18 protein-coding genes are annotated in these 12,918 nt (G+C 59.2%); 10 read left to right on the top strand and 8 right to left on the bottom strand.

The genetic code is table 11. The annotated features are described in order from the left end of the window. Positions 1–70 precede the first annotated feature (70 nt). Positions 71–580, top strand: coding sequence for a GNAT family N-acetyltransferase (locus V6R85_RS03210; RefSeq protein WP_020012369.1), 510 nt, complete (start codon positions 71–73; stop codon positions 578–580). Here V6R85_RS03210 and V6R85_RS03215 read toward each other — a convergent pair. Further along, positions 562–894: a DUF1294 domain-containing protein gene (locus V6R85_RS03215; protein ID WP_003502476.1), complete on the bottom strand. Its 333-nt coding sequence runs from the start codon at positions 892–894 to the stop codon at positions 562–564. The two genes, V6R85_RS03210 and V6R85_RS03215, sit on opposite strands and share 19 nt — an antisense overlap. Before the next feature lie 151 nt (positions 895–1,045). Here V6R85_RS03215 and gatB point away from each other — a divergent pair, with 151 nt between their 5' ends. The 5 genes from gatB (at position 1,046) to V6R85_RS03240 (ending at position 4,805) form a co-directional block, all read left to right on the top strand. Further along, positions 1,046–2,551 carry an Asp-tRNA(Asn)/Glu-tRNA(Gln) amidotransferase subunit GatB gene (gatB, locus tag V6R85_RS03220; protein ID WP_111834322.1) on the top strand — a complete coding sequence of 502 codons (1,506 nt, stop codon included), beginning with the start codon at positions 1,046–1,048 and terminating at the stop codon, positions 2,549–2,551. Between the two features lie 211 nt (positions 2,552–2,762). Next, positions 2,763–3,260 (top strand): GNAT family N-acetyltransferase, encoded by a 498-nt coding sequence (locus tag V6R85_RS03225; RefSeq protein WP_080817148.1) that lies wholly within the window; start codon positions 2,763–2,765, stop codon positions 3,258–3,260. Beyond that, complete coding sequence (locus V6R85_RS03230) at positions 3,257–3,730, top strand: GNAT family N-acetyltransferase (RefSeq protein ID WP_099085463.1); 474 nt, start codon at positions 3,257–3,259, stop codon at positions 3,728–3,730. Before V6R85_RS03225 ends, V6R85_RS03230 begins: the two co-directional genes overlap by 4 nt. 109 nt (positions 3,731–3,839) lie before the next feature. Then, complete coding sequence (locus tag V6R85_RS03235) at positions 3,840–4,238, top strand: NADH:ubiquinone oxidoreductase subunit NDUFA12 (RefSeq protein WP_080866104.1); 399 nt, start codon at positions 3,840–3,842, stop codon at positions 4,236–4,238. A gap of 129 nt (positions 4,239–4,367) precedes the next feature. Then, positions 4,368–4,805 carry a DUF2155 domain-containing protein gene (locus tag V6R85_RS03240; RefSeq protein ID WP_026364075.1) on the top strand — a complete coding sequence of 146 codons (438 nt, stop codon included), beginning with the start codon at positions 4,368–4,370 and terminating at the stop codon, positions 4,803–4,805. A gap of 18 nt (positions 4,806–4,823) precedes the next feature. On the opposite strand, the gene V6R85_RS03245 is transcribed toward V6R85_RS03240, so the two are convergent. The 6 genes from V6R85_RS03245 to V6R85_RS03270 form a co-directional block, all read right to left on the bottom strand. Continuing rightward, complete coding sequence (locus tag V6R85_RS03245; RefSeq protein ID WP_035212392.1) at positions 4,824–5,267, bottom strand: hypothetical protein; 444 nt, start codon at positions 5,265–5,267, stop codon at positions 4,824–4,826. Between the two features lie 79 nt (positions 5,268–5,346). Beyond that, positions 5,347–5,991: a leucyl/phenylalanyl-tRNA--protein transferase gene (gene aat, locus V6R85_RS03250; RefSeq protein ID WP_111792158.1), complete on the bottom strand. Its 645-nt coding sequence runs from the start codon at positions 5,989–5,991 to the stop codon at positions 5,347–5,349. A 6-nt stretch (positions 5,992–5,997) separates the two neighbouring features. After that, a complete protein-coding gene (accC, locus tag V6R85_RS03255; protein WP_003502491.1) occupies positions 5,998–7,344 on the bottom strand; it encodes an acetyl-CoA carboxylase biotin carboxylase subunit in 1,347 nt (448 codons plus the stop codon). 12 nt (positions 7,345–7,356) lie between these two features. Next, positions 7,357–7,845 carry an acetyl-CoA carboxylase biotin carboxyl carrier protein gene (accB, locus tag V6R85_RS03260; protein ID WP_020012377.1) on the bottom strand — a complete coding sequence of 163 codons (489 nt, stop codon included), beginning with the start codon at positions 7,843–7,845 and terminating at the stop codon, positions 7,357–7,359. 25 nt (positions 7,846–7,870) lie between these two features. Then, on the bottom strand, positions 7,871–8,308 hold the full coding sequence (aroQ, locus tag V6R85_RS03265; RefSeq protein ID WP_003502495.1) for a type II 3-dehydroquinate dehydratase: 438 nt from the start codon (positions 8,306–8,308) through the stop codon (positions 7,871–7,873). A 125-nt stretch (positions 8,309–8,433) separates the two neighbouring features. Then, positions 8,434–9,201, bottom strand: a complete 768-nt coding sequence (locus V6R85_RS03270) for a DsbA family protein (protein WP_003502496.1) — start codon at positions 9,199–9,201, stop codon at positions 8,434–8,436. A 173-nt stretch (positions 9,202–9,374) separates the two neighbouring features. On the opposite strand from V6R85_RS03270, the gene V6R85_RS03275 reads away from it, so the two are divergent. Further along, entirely contained in the window at positions 9,375–10,532 is a 1,158-nt protein-coding gene (locus tag V6R85_RS03275) for a pyridoxal phosphate-dependent aminotransferase (RefSeq protein ID WP_165919991.1), read from the top strand. 24 nt (positions 10,533–10,556) lie between these two features. Here the strand turns inward: V6R85_RS03275 and V6R85_RS03280 are convergent, their stop codons facing one another. Beyond that, positions 10,557–11,240, bottom strand: a complete 684-nt coding sequence (locus V6R85_RS03280; protein ID WP_003502498.1) for an ArsR/SmtB family transcription factor — start codon at positions 11,238–11,240, stop codon at positions 10,557–10,559. A gap of 75 nt (positions 11,241–11,315) precedes the next feature. Between V6R85_RS03280 and V6R85_RS03285 the strand changes: the two genes are divergently transcribed. The 3 genes from V6R85_RS03285 (at position 11,316) to V6R85_RS03295 (ending at position 12,827) form a co-directional block, all read left to right on the top strand. Then, positions 11,316–11,642: an NIPSNAP family protein gene (locus V6R85_RS03285; protein ID WP_003502499.1), complete on the top strand. Its 327-nt coding sequence runs from the start codon at positions 11,316–11,318 to the stop codon at positions 11,640–11,642. Further along, positions 11,639–12,004, top strand: coding sequence for an antibiotic biosynthesis monooxygenase family protein (locus tag V6R85_RS03290; protein WP_111834324.1), 366 nt, complete (start codon positions 11,639–11,641; stop codon positions 12,002–12,004). The genes V6R85_RS03285 and V6R85_RS03290 overlap by 4 nt, the downstream gene beginning before the upstream one ends. Positions 12,005–12,122: 118 nt before the next feature. Next, positions 12,123–12,827, top strand: a complete 705-nt coding sequence (locus V6R85_RS03295; RefSeq protein WP_003502501.1) for an SDR family oxidoreductase — start codon at positions 12,123–12,125, stop codon at positions 12,825–12,827. The last annotated feature ends 91 nt before the right edge of the window (positions 12,828–12,918 follow it).

The raw sequence follows: 12,918 nt of genomic DNA on the forward strand, positions 1-12,918 counted from the left end.
GCGCGAGAAAACCATGCTGGTCGAATCGCGCTGGCAATGGTTTAATTTCAATGGCCATGGAGGGCGCGGCTTGATCGTCATTCGCAATGCGCATGAGCAGGAAGCGGAGGTTCTGGCGGCCATCGGCCTCAGGGCATGGCGACAGGCAACCGCAGCTCTCGGCATCACCCCGACCCTTTACGACAATGCGGCCAGCGCCTTTTCCAATTTTACCCGTTCGTCATGGCTGGCAATCAGGGTGGCGGAGTTCGGTGGCTCGGTTGCGGGCTGGGCGGCGCGCGAACATTTTGACGAGACGATTTCCGATTTCTGGATCGATCCGGATTTTCAGCGCCGGCGGGTCGGCAGTCGTCTGCTGGGTGATGTGGAAAGGCTGATAGAGGACAGGGGATTCGAGACCATCCGGCTTGAAACTCACGCCCAGAACGAACCGGCCGTCGCCTTTTTTCGCCACCATGGCTATAGCGTCCGCTGGCTCTCCGTTTCCTATGCGCCAAAGCTCGATCGCGAAGTGCAGTCGGTAGGCCTGCAGAAGCAATTGGCGGAGGTCGAGAGTGGTCTTTATGGGCCGGCTTTCTGAGACAGAGTTTGCAGAGCATCCACCAGCCGCATCGGCCAGTCTGGCATGATGGCAAGCGATGCGACAAGGCCTACCTGCAATATCACGATTGATATCAGGATGCTGCGGAAGGGTTCCTTGCGCGTCTTGTGCCGCAGCAGGCGTTGTGCCGAGATCGCGCCCAAGCTGCCGCCAATGAGCGCAAGCGATAACAGCGTGCTTTCCCGGATACGCCATTCGCCATTCCTCGCCGCTTGCTTGTCCCACCAATAGACAAGAAAGACGAAAAGATTGAAGGCGATATAGGCCGTGAAGCAGAGAGCGATCGTCACCATGGCGTGAATTGAAACCGGGAAGCGTAAAAAACGCGTATCCGGTATTGGCTAAAATCCCGGGCCTGGCGTGACAGGGTGCAAGATGTCTTGCGCCCGCGCTCCATTTGTTCTACCCACCAAGGCCAAAGAACCCGTATATCGTGAGCTTCAGATGACCCTTGTAGACGTGCGCACCCCCGACCCGAAACGCTTCATTCCCGGCGCCACCGGCGATTGGGAAATCGTGATCGGCATGGAGGTGCATGCGCAGGTTCTCTCCAATTCCAAGCTGTTTTCCGGTGCATCGACCACCTTCGGCAATGCGCCAAACTCCAACGTGTCGCTGGTGGATGCCGCCATGCCCGGCATGTTGCCCGTCATCAACGAGGAATGCGTCAAGCAGGCGGTGCGTACCGGTCTCGGCCTGAAGGCGAAGATCAACAACCGTTCGATCTTCGACCGTAAGAACTACTTCTATCCGGACCTGCCGCAGGGCTACCAGATTTCGCAGTTCAAAGATCCGATCATCGGTGAGGGCACTATCACCATTTCGCTCGGTCCGGACCGTCAGGGCAATTTCGAGGATATCGAGATCGGCATCGAGCGTCTGCATCTGGAGCAGGACGCCGGCAAGTCCATGCACGACCAGCATCCGACCATGTCCTTCGTGGACCTGAACCGTTCGGGCGTGGCGCTGATGGAAATCGTTTCCAAGCCGGACATGCGCTCGTCGGATGAGGCCAAGGCCTATCTGACCAAGCTGCGCTCGATCGTGCGTTATCTCGGCACCTGCGACGGCAACATGGATGAAGGCTCGATGCGCGCCGACGTCAACGTTTCCGTGCGCCGTCCGGGCGAAGGTTTCGGCACGCGCTGTGAAATCAAGAACGTCAACTCCATCCGTTTCGTTGGTCAGGCCATCGAATATGAGGCGCGCCGCCAGGTCGCAATTCTGGAAGATGGCGGCGTCATCGATCAGGAAACCCGCCTGTTCGATCCCGGCAAGGGCGAGACGCGTTCCATGCGCTCCAAGGAAGACGCGCATGACTATCGTTATTTCCCCGATCCGGATCTGCTGCCGCTCGAATTCGACGATGCTTTCGTCGAGGCGCTGAAGGTCGATCTGCCGGAGCTTCCCGACGACAAGAAGGCGCGCTTCGTGGCCGATCTCGGCCTGTCGGTCTATGATGCCTCGATCCTCGTTTCGGAAAAGGCGATCGCCGATTATTACGAGGCCGTCGCCGCCGGCCGCGATGCGAAGGCCGCCGCCAACTGGGTCATCAACGATCTTCTCGGTGCGCTGAACAAATCAGGCAAGGATATCGAGACGACGCCGGTTTCGCCGGAACAGCTCGGTGGCATCATCGATCTCATCAAGTCTGAGACCATTTCGGGCAAGATCGCCAAGGACCTGTTCGAGATCGTCTGGAACGAGGGCGGCAACCCGGCCGAAATCGTCGAGGCGCGCGGCATGAAACAGGTGACGGATACCGGCGCCATCGAAAAGGCCGTGGACGAGATTATCGCCGCCAACCCGGATCAGGTCGAGAAGGTGAAGGCAAAGCCGACGCTTGCCGGCTGGTTCGTCGGCCAGGTCATGAAAGCGACGGGCGGCAAGGCCAACCCGCAGGCGGTGCAGGCGCTGGTGAAGGCCAAGCTCGGTATCGAGGAAGAGTAAGCGAAAGCTGCTTCCTGCCGGTAGGAGGCATCGAGGCACAAAGCTCTCCTTCGTCATCCTCGGGCCTGTCCCGAGGATCTAGATACCCACAAGGCCAAACGTGCTCAGATCCTCGGGACAAGCCCGAGGATCACGTCGAGAGTGCGGGAGGCTCGACATATATCTGCCGGGATCAACGCCCGGCTTTTCTGTTTCAAGACGGAGCCCAAACATGTTTTTCATCCGCACGGCAAGTCTGCGGGACATCGAGCCGGTCCGCACCTTGCTCGCCACGACATGGCACGCGACCTATGATGCGATCTATGGCGTCGACAAGGTGAACCAGCTGATCCTCGCATGGCATTCGCCGCAGGCCATGAAGGACCGTATCGAGAAAAAGGGCGGCGAGTTTCTGGTGGCTGATGACGGCAAGCGGATTGGCGGCATGGCCTATGGCTCCATGTCCACCAAGATGGCGAAGACGGCCCTGTTGCACCAGCTTTACGTCGCGCCCGACCTTCAGCGCCAGGGCGTCGGCCGTGATCTGTTCGCGGAACTGGAAACCTGTTTTCCGGATGCGGAAATCATGCGGCTTGAAGTCGAGCCTAAAAATACTGTCGCAATCGCCTTTTATGAAGGCGTCGGATTTGTCGAGGTGGACCGAATCGAGCGCATGGCGGGCATCGAGGGTCTGCCCGGCATCGTTATGGAAAAGAGCCTGACCCGATGAATGCGACATTGCAGAATCTCATTATCCGCACGGCGCGCGAGGACGACCTTCCCGCCCTTGCCGCCATTTTTGCCGCCGACGAGATCGGCGGCCATGGCGATACGGCGGAAGAATCAGCGCAGCCGGATTATCTTGCGGCCTTCCGCGCCATCGAGGCATCGCCGAGCGAAACGCTCTATGTGGCGGAACTGGATGGTGAGGTGGTCGGCACCTTCCAGACGGCGATCCTGACCAAGCTCGTCGGGCGAGGGGCAAAGTCCATGGTGATCGAGGCGGTACAGACGCGCACCGACATGCGCGGTCGCGGTATCGGCGCGGTGATGATCAATCATTGCCTGGAAGAAGCCCGCCGCCAGGGTCTCAACGCTGCGCAACTGACGTCCAACGCGGCCCGGCTGGACGCGCATCGCTTCTACGAGCGGCTGGGGTTCGAGAAGCGGCATCTGGGCTTCAGGATGAAGCTGAAATAGCACGGATATATCTCGAAATGCTGGACAATTGCCGTGAGGGGCGGCATAAGCATGTCTTGTGCCGTGCACGGAAAATCGCTGCGGCGCATTCAAGCCCGAGGAACGCATAATGAAGACTCTCCTGACGCAAATCTTCACCTGGTGGAACGGCCAGACGATCGGAACGCGGTTTCACACCTGGCGTTTCGGCAAGAAGGTCGGGCAGGACGAGTTGGGCAACACCTATTATGAAGGCGGCACCACGTCCTGGGGCATGCCGCGGCGCTGGGTAATCTATAATGGTTATGCCGAAGCGTCGGCCATTCCGCCCGGCTGGCATGGCTGGATGCATTACCGCACCGACGTGCCGCCAAGCCAGGAAAGCTACGTTGCGCGCGAGTGGCAGAAGCCGCACCAGCCGAACCATACTGGCACGTCCAAGGCCTATCGGCCTCAGGGATCGCTGGCTGTTGCCGGCGAGCGCCCGCGTGTGACCGGCGACTACGACGCCTGGACCCCTGGCAACTAAGCTTTTGTGACGCGCGGTGTTGTGCAAAACACCGCGCTTGCATCTGGCCTCACCGGTTTTTGCCACATTCCGCCCTTAGGCGTTGATCCGGTCGGCATCGCGACACAGGCAAATTTTGGAGACCACTATATGAGGAAAATCACGCGGGATCGTTCTTTGCGTGCGCTGACAGTGTCGCTGTTTGCGGCGGTCTCTGCTGTTCTCCTCGTGTCGCCCGTCTCCGCCGCTCGTCTGGAGAACCGCGTCGCCGTGTTTTCCGGCATCGACAAGATCACCGGCCGCATCACCTCCTTCGATGTCTATATCGATGAGACTGTGCAGTTCGGCGCGCTTCAGGTGACGCCGAAGGTCTGTTATTCCCGCGACCAGACGGAAACCCAGAAGATCGATGCTTTTATCGAGGTCGATGAGATCACGCTCGACCGCAAGATCAAGCGGATTTTCACAGGCTGGATGTTCGCCGACAGCCCCGGCCTCAATGCCGTGGAACACCCAATTTACGACGTGTGGCTGACAGGCTGCAAGCAGGACTCGGAAGTTCCTGCTCCCTCTACGGCAAGCAAGTAATTTAACCCACGACCGCGCCTATTTCTGGCGTCTGAGCTTCTCGGCCAAATCGGCCAGTGCTTTGCTTTTGCTTTCCAATTGTTCGATCATTTCTTCCCGTGTCAGTTCGGGGTCGATCGCGATCGGCACGGTGAACTTATTGGGTCGATCGCCGGCGGGAGGTGAGGGGAATCTGATTTCAGAAAATGCCCTCTTCACGGCCGTTCGGGTTTGATAGGTGCTATCCCTTACGTTTTTGACTTGAACGGCCTGTATTTTCCCCGCCGGGTCAACGCGGAAAGTAACAAGGAGGACCTGCCGCTTGTTTGTCCGCACGACCTTGAATTCCGGGCGGCCGGTTGTGCCCGTCAAGGCTCGGGAAACTTCGTTTCGCCAGGCGGCCAGCGGGTTCGGGAGCTGTTCAGCAGCGGTGACATTCACCGCCAGCGTCAGCATCAATAACAAGGCCGCAATCCAGCGCATGACCAACCCCCGATGAATAAAATATCATGACCGGATAAGTCATGTTTTTGAGGGTTGCAAGCAAAATCTCAGGTTGTTTTCAGCGTGGATTTTCTTGCGCAGGCAAATTTTCGAAGGGCACATCCGGCCTATCGACAGCCGCTTCCAGTATCGTCGCATATTCCGACTTTGGAATATCGATTGCCCCGAATGTCTTTAAATGTTCGGTCGTAAATTGCGTGTCGAGCAGCGTAAACCCCTGCTGCCGCAAACGCTCCACCAGATGCACGAGGCATATCTTCGATGCATTGGTGCGGCGGGAAAACATGCTCTCGCCGAAGAAGGCACCACCAAGCGAGACGCCATAAAGCCCGCCGACAAGCTCTTCGCCCTCCCATGCCTCCACGCTGTGTGCATGGCCGATCTGGTGCAACTCGGTATAGAGCCGGCGGATGGTGGCGTTGATCCACGTGCTTGGTCTATCTGGCGCTTCCGCCGCGCATCCGGCCATGACAGCTTCGAAGGCAGTGTTGAAGCGTATCTCGAACGGCTTCCTGCGCATCGCCTTGGCGAGGCTTTTGGAAATATGGAAGGAGGCGAGGGGAATGATACCCCGAATCTCCGGCTCGACCCAGAACAGCTCGGGATCGTCAGCCGAATCGGCCATGGGAAACAGGCCGGCGGAATAGGCGCGCAGCAGAATATCGACCGTTATGCCATTATTTCTGCTGCGCCGCCCAACCATAGCGTCTTAGTGAGACGCGTCACCGGCCAGGTATTTCTCCAGCCAGTGAATGTCGTAATCGCCCTTCAGAATATCCTCGTTTTCGAGAAGATCCTGGAAAAGCGGCAGCGTGGTCTTGATGCCATCGACGACGAATTCGTCCAACGCCCGACGCAGGCGGCGAATGCACTCGTCACGGTCGCGGCCGTGAACAATCAGCTTGCCGATCATGCTGTCGTAGTAGGGCGGGATCTTGTAGCCCTGATAGGCGCCAGAATCGACGCGCACGCCAAGACCGCCCGGCGTATGGAAATAGGTCAGCGTGCCCGGCGAGGGAACGAAGGTGCGCGGGTCTTCGGCATTGATTCGGCATTCGATGGCATGGCCATGGAATTCGATATCAGCCTGCGTGACCGACAGACCCTGGCCCGAAGCGACCCTGATCTGTTCCTGCACGAGATCCATACCGGTGATCGCTTCCGTGACCGGATGCTCCACCTGAAGACGGGTGTTCATTTCGATGAAATAGAACTCGCCGTTTTCATAAAGGAACTCGATGGTGCCTGCACCGCGATATTTCAGCTTGCGCATGGCGTCGGCGCAAATCTCGCCGATCTTCATGCGCTGTTCGACGGTCAAAGCCGGCGAATTGGCTTCTTCCAGCACCTTCTGGTGACGGCGCTGCAACGAGCAATCGCGTTCGCCAAGGTGAACGGCATTGCCTTCGCCATCGCCGAAAACCTGCACTTCGATATGGCGCGGCTTGCCGAGGTATTTTTCCATGTAGACGGCGTCGTTGCCGAAGGCTGCCGCCGCTTCGGAGCGGGCAGTCGCAACCGCCTCTTCCAGATCGGCCTCGGTCTTCGCCACCTTCATGCCGCGACCGCCACCGCCCGCCGTTGCCTTGATGAGGACTGGGAAGCCGATCGTGCGGGCAATTTCGAGCGCGTTTTCAGGCTTCACTTCGCCATCAGAGCCGGGAACGACGGGAATGCCGAGTTCCTGCGCCGTCTGCTTGGCGGTGATCTTGTCGCCCATGATGCGGATATGTTCGGCGGTCGGTCCGATGAAGGTGATGCCGTGTGCGTCGAGAATATCGGCGAACTTGGCATTTTCCGACAGGAAGCCGTAACCGGGGTGAACCGCGTCCGCACCTGTTATTTCGCAGGCCGCAACGATCTGGTGGATGTTGAGGTAGCTGTCACGCGAGGGCGGCGGGCCGATGCAAACGCTTTCGTCGGCAAGGCGCACATGCATGGCGTCTGCGTCGGCCGTGGAATGTACGGCTACCGTCGGAATGCCAAGCTCTTTCGCGGCGCGCAGGACGCGTAGCGCGATCTCGCCGCGGTTGGCTATGAGGATCTTCGAAACCATGCTGAACCGCCTTTATTCGATGACCACGAGGGCTTCGCCATACTCCACGGGCTGAGCGTCGTTGACGACGATTTCCACGACCTTGCCGGACTTGGGAGCCGGGATCTGGTTCATGGTCTTCATAGCTTCGACGATGAGAATGGTCTGGCCTTCCTTGACGGTCGCGCCCACTTCGATGAAGGGACGTGCGCCCGGGGCAGGCGAAAGATAGACCGTGCCGACCATCGGCGAGGACACGGTGTTGGCCGGGTTACGGGCCGGTGCTGCGGCCGCTGCGGGAGCAGCAGGTGCGGCGATCGCCGGCGCGGCGGCCGGGGCAGGTGCCGGCGCATAAGCGGCGGGCGCTGCAGCATAGACCGTGGCGGGAGCGGGAGCAGCGCGGGAGACGCGGATGCGCAGATCTTCCTGCTCCACTTCGATTTCCGAAAGGTCGGTATCGTTGAGGATATTCGCGAGCTCGCGGATCAGTTCCTTGTCGATACCCTGTTTCTTTTCAGACATGACAAACCCTATTCTTTGTTTCTTTTTATGCCGTGATGTTTTTCAGCGCGTGAAGCGCCATGATATATCCATATGGCCCGAAACCGCAGACCATGCCCTTCGCCGCGGGTGATACCATCGATTTGTGACGGAACTCTTCCCGGGCGTGGATGTTGGAAATGTGCACTTCCACGACGGGCGTGGAAATCGCGCGAATGGCGTCATGCAACGCGATCGACGTGTGGCTGTAGGCGCCGGGATTGATGACGACGCCCGCCGCCCGCTCGCCCGCCTCCTGCAACCAGTCCACCAGCACGCCTTCGTGGTTGGACTGGCGGAATTCCACTGCGAAACCGAGATCGGCACCGGCCGCAAGACAATCATTCTCGATGTCCTTCAGCGTCTTGCCACCATAGATACCCGGTTCCCTTTTTCCCAGCATGTTGAGATTGGGGCCGTTGATGACGATGATGATGTTGCTCATTCACGTTTCCATAAGAAAATCAGCGACACCTATAGACTGCGCAGACGTCAAGGAAAAGCCCCCGCAAGCCGTAAACAGCCCGCTTGGCGGGCATCTCACAGGGAATGCAGTGGCTTTTTTAGCAATCAGGAGCAGGTGGCTTTTCCACAGCTGCGCATATTGGCGATTTTTTCCTTCAGCGGGTCGGCACCGACCGCGCCGAAAACCGCTTCGTCGCCGACGATATAGGACGGCGTTCCGGTGATGCCGAGGCTGGTTGCCAGCTTGTAAGTCTCCTGCACCTGCTCGTCATTGGGGTTTTCCGCCATCGATTTGCGGATGTCGGCTTCCTTGAGACCGAGCGAGGTCGCGACTTCCATGGCGCTGTCTTCATTCGCCCGTCCGCGGCCACCGAGCAGGGTGCGCTGGAACTCGGGGTACTTGGCCGGAGCAAGCAGTTTGACGGCGTTGGAAACGCGGTGCGCGGCGACCGATTCCGGTCCCAGAATCGGGAACTCCTTAAGAACGACGCGCACCTTCTTGTCGCCCTTCAGGATTTTATCCATGTCAGCCATGGCGCGTTTGCAATAACCGCAATTGTAATCGAAGAACTCGACCAGCGTGACGTCGCCATCCGGATTGCCGAGCGCCAGATCGAATTTCGATTCGAAGATGGCCTTCTTGTTGTCGGCGACGGCTTCCGCCGCCTTGGCGTTACGCGTCGCATATTGCTTGCGTTCAAGCGCATCCTGAACCTCGAGCATGATTTCCGGGTTCTCGATGAGATATTGCTTGATGAACTCGCCCATTTCCTTCTTCTGCTGCTCATCGAGCGCATGGGCGGGCAGGGAGGCGAATACCGTCGAAAGGGCCGTCACGCTGGCGAGAAGGGTGGAACGGAGAAAATGCGCCATATCGGTCCTCATTCTGTGCGGCCGGAGCCTCTTGAAATCTTATGAAGGCAATTACCTTACTTTAAGCCAAATGCCATACGGCAAAAATACTTGTCCGCATTATGATCGCATGATTGTGAAGATTGTGATTCTGCGGCAAGTCTCTGAAATACGGTTCAGGAAAGAGCATGCCCTTGATCACGATGTCGAAGCGGAGCGCAGTCGAACCCTTTCACGCCATGGATATTCTGGCGGAAGCGAACAGGCGCAGGCAGGCGGGACGCCCCGTCATTTCCATGGCGGTCGGCCAGCCCTCCCATCCCGCGCCGAAAGCGTCGCTCGAAGCCGCTGAGGCCGCGCTGAAACACGGGCGGATCGGTTATACCGATGCGCTCGGCCTGCGCGAATTGCGTGAGGCGATCGCCGGCCATTACCGGCTGCGTCACCAGGTCGCCATCGATCCGGGCCGCATCGCGGTGACCACCGGTTCGTCTGCTGCCTTCAATCTCGCCTTCCTCAGCCTTTTCGATGCCGGAGACCATGTCGCCATCGCGAGGCCCGGTTATCCGGCCTATCGCAATATTCTGAAGGCTCTCGGCCTCAATGTCGTGGAAGTGCCGGTCACGGCCGAAACCGGTTATACGCTGACGCCGGCAAGCCTGGAGCGCGCGGAAACAAGAGCCGGCTGCAAGCTGAAGGGCGTGTTGCTGGCAAGCCCGGCCAATCCGACCGGCACCGTCACCGGCCGCGAGGCGCTGAAGCGGCTGGCGGGCTATTGCGAAAGCCGTGATATGGCTTTTATTTCCGACGAAATCTATCACGGCCTGACCTTCGTCGGCGAAGAGACGAGCGCGCTCGAAATCACCGATAATGCCGTGATCATCAATTCCTTTTCCAAATATTATTGCATGACCGGCTGGCGCATTGGCTGGATGGTGCTGCCGGAGAATCTCGTCCGTCCGGTCGAGTGTCTGGCCCAGAGCCTCTATATTTCCCCGCCGGAACTTTCGCAGCTTGCGGCGACTGCAGCCTTTTCGGCGGCGGAGGAACTGGATGTCTACAGGGAAAGCTATCGCACCAACCGCGATTTCCTGATGGCGCGCCTGCCGGAAATCGGCCTGCCGCTGGCATCGCCCATGGATGGCGCTTTTTACGCCTATGTCGATACAAGCCGCTTCTCCAACGACAGCATGGATTTCGCCAAGCGCATGCTGGCGGAAATCGATGTGGCGGCGACGCCAGGCATGGATTTCGATCCCGAAGAAGGCCATCGCGCGCTGCGCATTTCCTATGCGGGTTCCGTGTCTGACATTGCCGAGGCCGTTGGACGTATTGCCGGCTGGCTGAAATAAGCCCGGATCATCCGCTCGGGGAGATCAGGCGGGTGTGCAGCTAAAGGTGCTGTTGAATGCCTTTTCACCCTTTGCGGTGAAGGTCAGCACCCGGCCGTTTCCGCGCCGCAGCCAGTCACGCTGCTGCATGGCTTCCAGAAGAGACGCGCCAAGCCCGCCGCCGAGGTGATGGCGGCGTTCGCTCCAGTCAAGACAATGCAGGCAGACCGGGCGGCGCGCCTTTTCCAGTGGCGAAAGGTCGATGCCGAAGCTCGAGAAGAAGTCGCGTCCGCTATCCGTTAGGGCGGGATCGTCACCTAACGTCACGAGCCCCTTCGCGGTAATAGCGGCAAGCAGCGCCACGCCGCTTTCTCCGGCCAGATGGTCGTAGCAGATGCGCGCTTCACGCAGAGCCTTGTCCTTCGGTCCGGTGCGGACGCGGATTGCCCCTGTGCGTTGGGCAAGGCCCATAAGTGCTTCTAGAACCTGTGCAACATCCTCGTCTGACAGACGGAAGTAACGATGCCGCCCCTGTTTTTCTGCCTTCAATAATTGTGCTTCTGAGAGTTTGGACAGGTGCCCGCTCGCGGTCTGCAGGGTTACACCAGCGGCTTCCGCAAGCTCGCTTGCGGTGAGCGCGCGCCCATCCATCAGCGCCGTCAGGATATTGGCGCGGGCAGGGTCGCCGATCAGGGCGGCGACGTTGGCGATGAGAGGTCCGTCTTTCATACTTCGATGATAGCCGAAGCATTGATGCTAGGCAATAGCGTAAAAAGATGCGGCAGAACACTAAGGAGAGTGACGATGCTGACCTGTTTCATCCGCTACGAGATCGACCCCTTCAAGGTCGATGCCTTCGAACAATATGCCCGCAACTGGGGTGAGGCGATCCCACGCTGCGGCGCCGATCTCATTGGTTATTACGCACCGAAGGAGGGATCGAGCACGATCGCCTATGGTGTTTACAACATCGAAAACCTCGCCGCTTACGAAGCCTACAGGGCGCGTCTTGCCGCCGATCCGGCCGGGCGGGAAAATTATGAATTCGCCCGGCGCGAGCAGTTCATCCGCCGTGAGGACCGGCTGTTTCTACGTCTCGCTTCCGCCCCGCATGCCGGAGGCGGGCAATGATCGCCGTCATCTTCGAGGTCTGGCCGGCCGACGGCGAAAAACAGCATTATCTCGATATCGCCGCCAGCCTGCGGGCCGGACTCGAAACCATTGATGGGTTCCTCTCCGTCGAACGGTTCCAGAGCATCAGCAATCCGGAAAAGATGCTGTCTTTGTCGTTTTTCCGGGATGAGGAGGCGGTGAAAGCGTGGCGTAATACCCTGCCGCATCGCACCGCGCAGTCGCTGGGCCGGTCCGGTGTTTTTTCCGATTATCGCCTGCGCATCGCGCATGTGATACGCGACTACGGCTTGCAGGACAGGGAGGAGGCACCAGCCGACAGCAGGGTAGCATATCCGGCAGAGGGGAGTGTGTCAGGCTGACATTTCCAGCATCAGTTTTTCTGCACGCCGCTCCAAGCCTTTCTGGTTCGAACTCGTCGTTGAAACCCGTTATAGATGGGGCAGTTTATGGATGCAGGCCTGGAAATGGAGAAAAACGATGTCGGCAGAAAAAGTGGCGATTGTAACGGCGGGTGGCAGCGGCATGGGCGCAGCTGTGGCGAAACGGCTGGCCGCGGACGGTTACAAACTGGCGATCCTGTCATCCTCCGGCAAGGGAGAGGCGCTGGCAAAGGAACTGGGCGGCATCGGGGTCACCGGTTCCAACCAGTCCAATGACGATCTCCAGCGGCTGGCGGACAGGACACTCGAAACATTCGGCCGCATCGACGTGCTGGTGAACAGCGCCGGGCATGGCCCGCGCGCCTCCATTCTCGATATTACCGACGAGCAATGGCACACCGGCCTCGATGTCTATCTGATGAACGTCATCCGCCCGACGCGTATCATCGCCCCCGTCATGGTGAAGCAAAAGGCGGGCGCGATCGTCAATATCTCGACGGCCTGGGCTTTTGAACCCAGCAGCATGTTTCCGACATCCGCCGTGTTCCGCGCCGGCCTTGCCTCCTACACCAAGATATTTGCCGATACCTACGCGGCCGACAACGTGCGCATGAACAATGTGCTGCCCGGCTGGATCGACAGCCTGCCGGCCACGGAAGAACGCCGAGAGGCCGTGCCGATGCAGCGTTACGGCAAGAGCGAGGAAATCGCCGCCACCGTAGCATTCCTCGCGTCGGAAGGGGCGGGGTATATTACCGGCCAGAATATCCGGGTTGATGGTGGCCTGACGCGGTCTGTTTGACGGGCTGGCCTTCCCAACTCTCATCCCTGTGCTTGTCACAGGGATCCAGCAAGCCCAAGTCCTTGGGCTGAAAGGACACTCCCGCCACGCG

Source organism: Agrobacterium sp. CCNWLW32 (assembly GCF_037083425.1).
Classification (GTDB): Bacteria; Pseudomonadota; Alphaproteobacteria; order Rhizobiales; family Rhizobiaceae; genus Agrobacterium; species Agrobacterium radiobacter.

Bases quoted from the DNA above. Each gene is read 5' to 3' on its own strand.
- V6R85_RS03215 (WP_003502476.1), bottom strand. From the start codon at position 894: ATGGTGACGATCGCTCTCTGCTTCACGGCCTATATCGCCTTCAATCTT.
- gatB (WP_111834322.1), top strand. From the start codon at position 1,046: ATGACCCTTGTAGACGTGCGCACCCCCGACCCGAAACGCTTCATTCCC.
- V6R85_RS03225 (WP_080817148.1), top strand. From the start codon at position 2,763: ATGTTTTTCATCCGCACGGCAAGTCTGCGGGACATCGAGCCGGTCCGC.
- V6R85_RS03230 (WP_099085463.1), top strand. From the start codon at position 3,257: ATGAATGCGACATTGCAGAATCTCATTATCCGCACGGCGCGCGAGGAC.
- V6R85_RS03235 (WP_080866104.1), top strand. From the start codon at position 3,840: ATGAAGACTCTCCTGACGCAAATCTTCACCTGGTGGAACGGCCAGACG.
- V6R85_RS03240 (WP_026364075.1), top strand. From the start codon at position 4,368: ATGAGGAAAATCACGCGGGATCGTTCTTTGCGTGCGCTGACAGTGTCG.
- V6R85_RS03245 (WP_035212392.1), bottom strand. From the start codon at position 5,267: ATGCGCTGGATTGCGGCCTTGTTATTGATGCTGACGCTGGCGGTGAAT.
- aat (WP_111792158.1), bottom strand. From the start codon at position 5,991: ATGGTTGGGCGGCGCAGCAGAAATAATGGCATAACGGTCGATATTCTG.
- accC (WP_003502491.1), bottom strand. From the start codon at position 7,344: ATGGTTTCGAAGATCCTCATAGCCAACCGCGGCGAGATCGCGCTACGC.
- accB (WP_020012377.1), bottom strand. From the start codon at position 7,845: ATGTCTGAAAAGAAACAGGGTATCGACAAGGAACTGATCCGCGAGCTC.
- aroQ (WP_003502495.1), bottom strand. From the start codon at position 8,308: ATGAGCAACATCATCATCGTCATCAACGGCCCCAATCTCAACATGCTG.
- V6R85_RS03270 (WP_003502496.1), bottom strand. From the start codon at position 9,201: ATGGCGCATTTTCTCCGTTCCACCCTTCTCGCCAGCGTGACGGCCCTT.
- V6R85_RS03280 (WP_003502498.1), bottom strand. From the start codon at position 11,240: ATGAAAGACGGACCTCTCATCGCCAACGTCGCCGCCCTGATCGGCGAC.
- V6R85_RS03285 (WP_003502499.1), top strand. From the start codon at position 11,316: ATGCTGACCTGTTTCATCCGCTACGAGATCGACCCCTTCAAGGTCGAT.
- V6R85_RS03290 (WP_111834324.1), top strand. From the start codon at position 11,639: ATGATCGCCGTCATCTTCGAGGTCTGGCCGGCCGACGGCGAAAAACAG.
- V6R85_RS03295 (WP_003502501.1), top strand. From the start codon at position 12,123: ATGTCGGCAGAAAAAGTGGCGATTGTAACGGCGGGTGGCAGCGGCATG.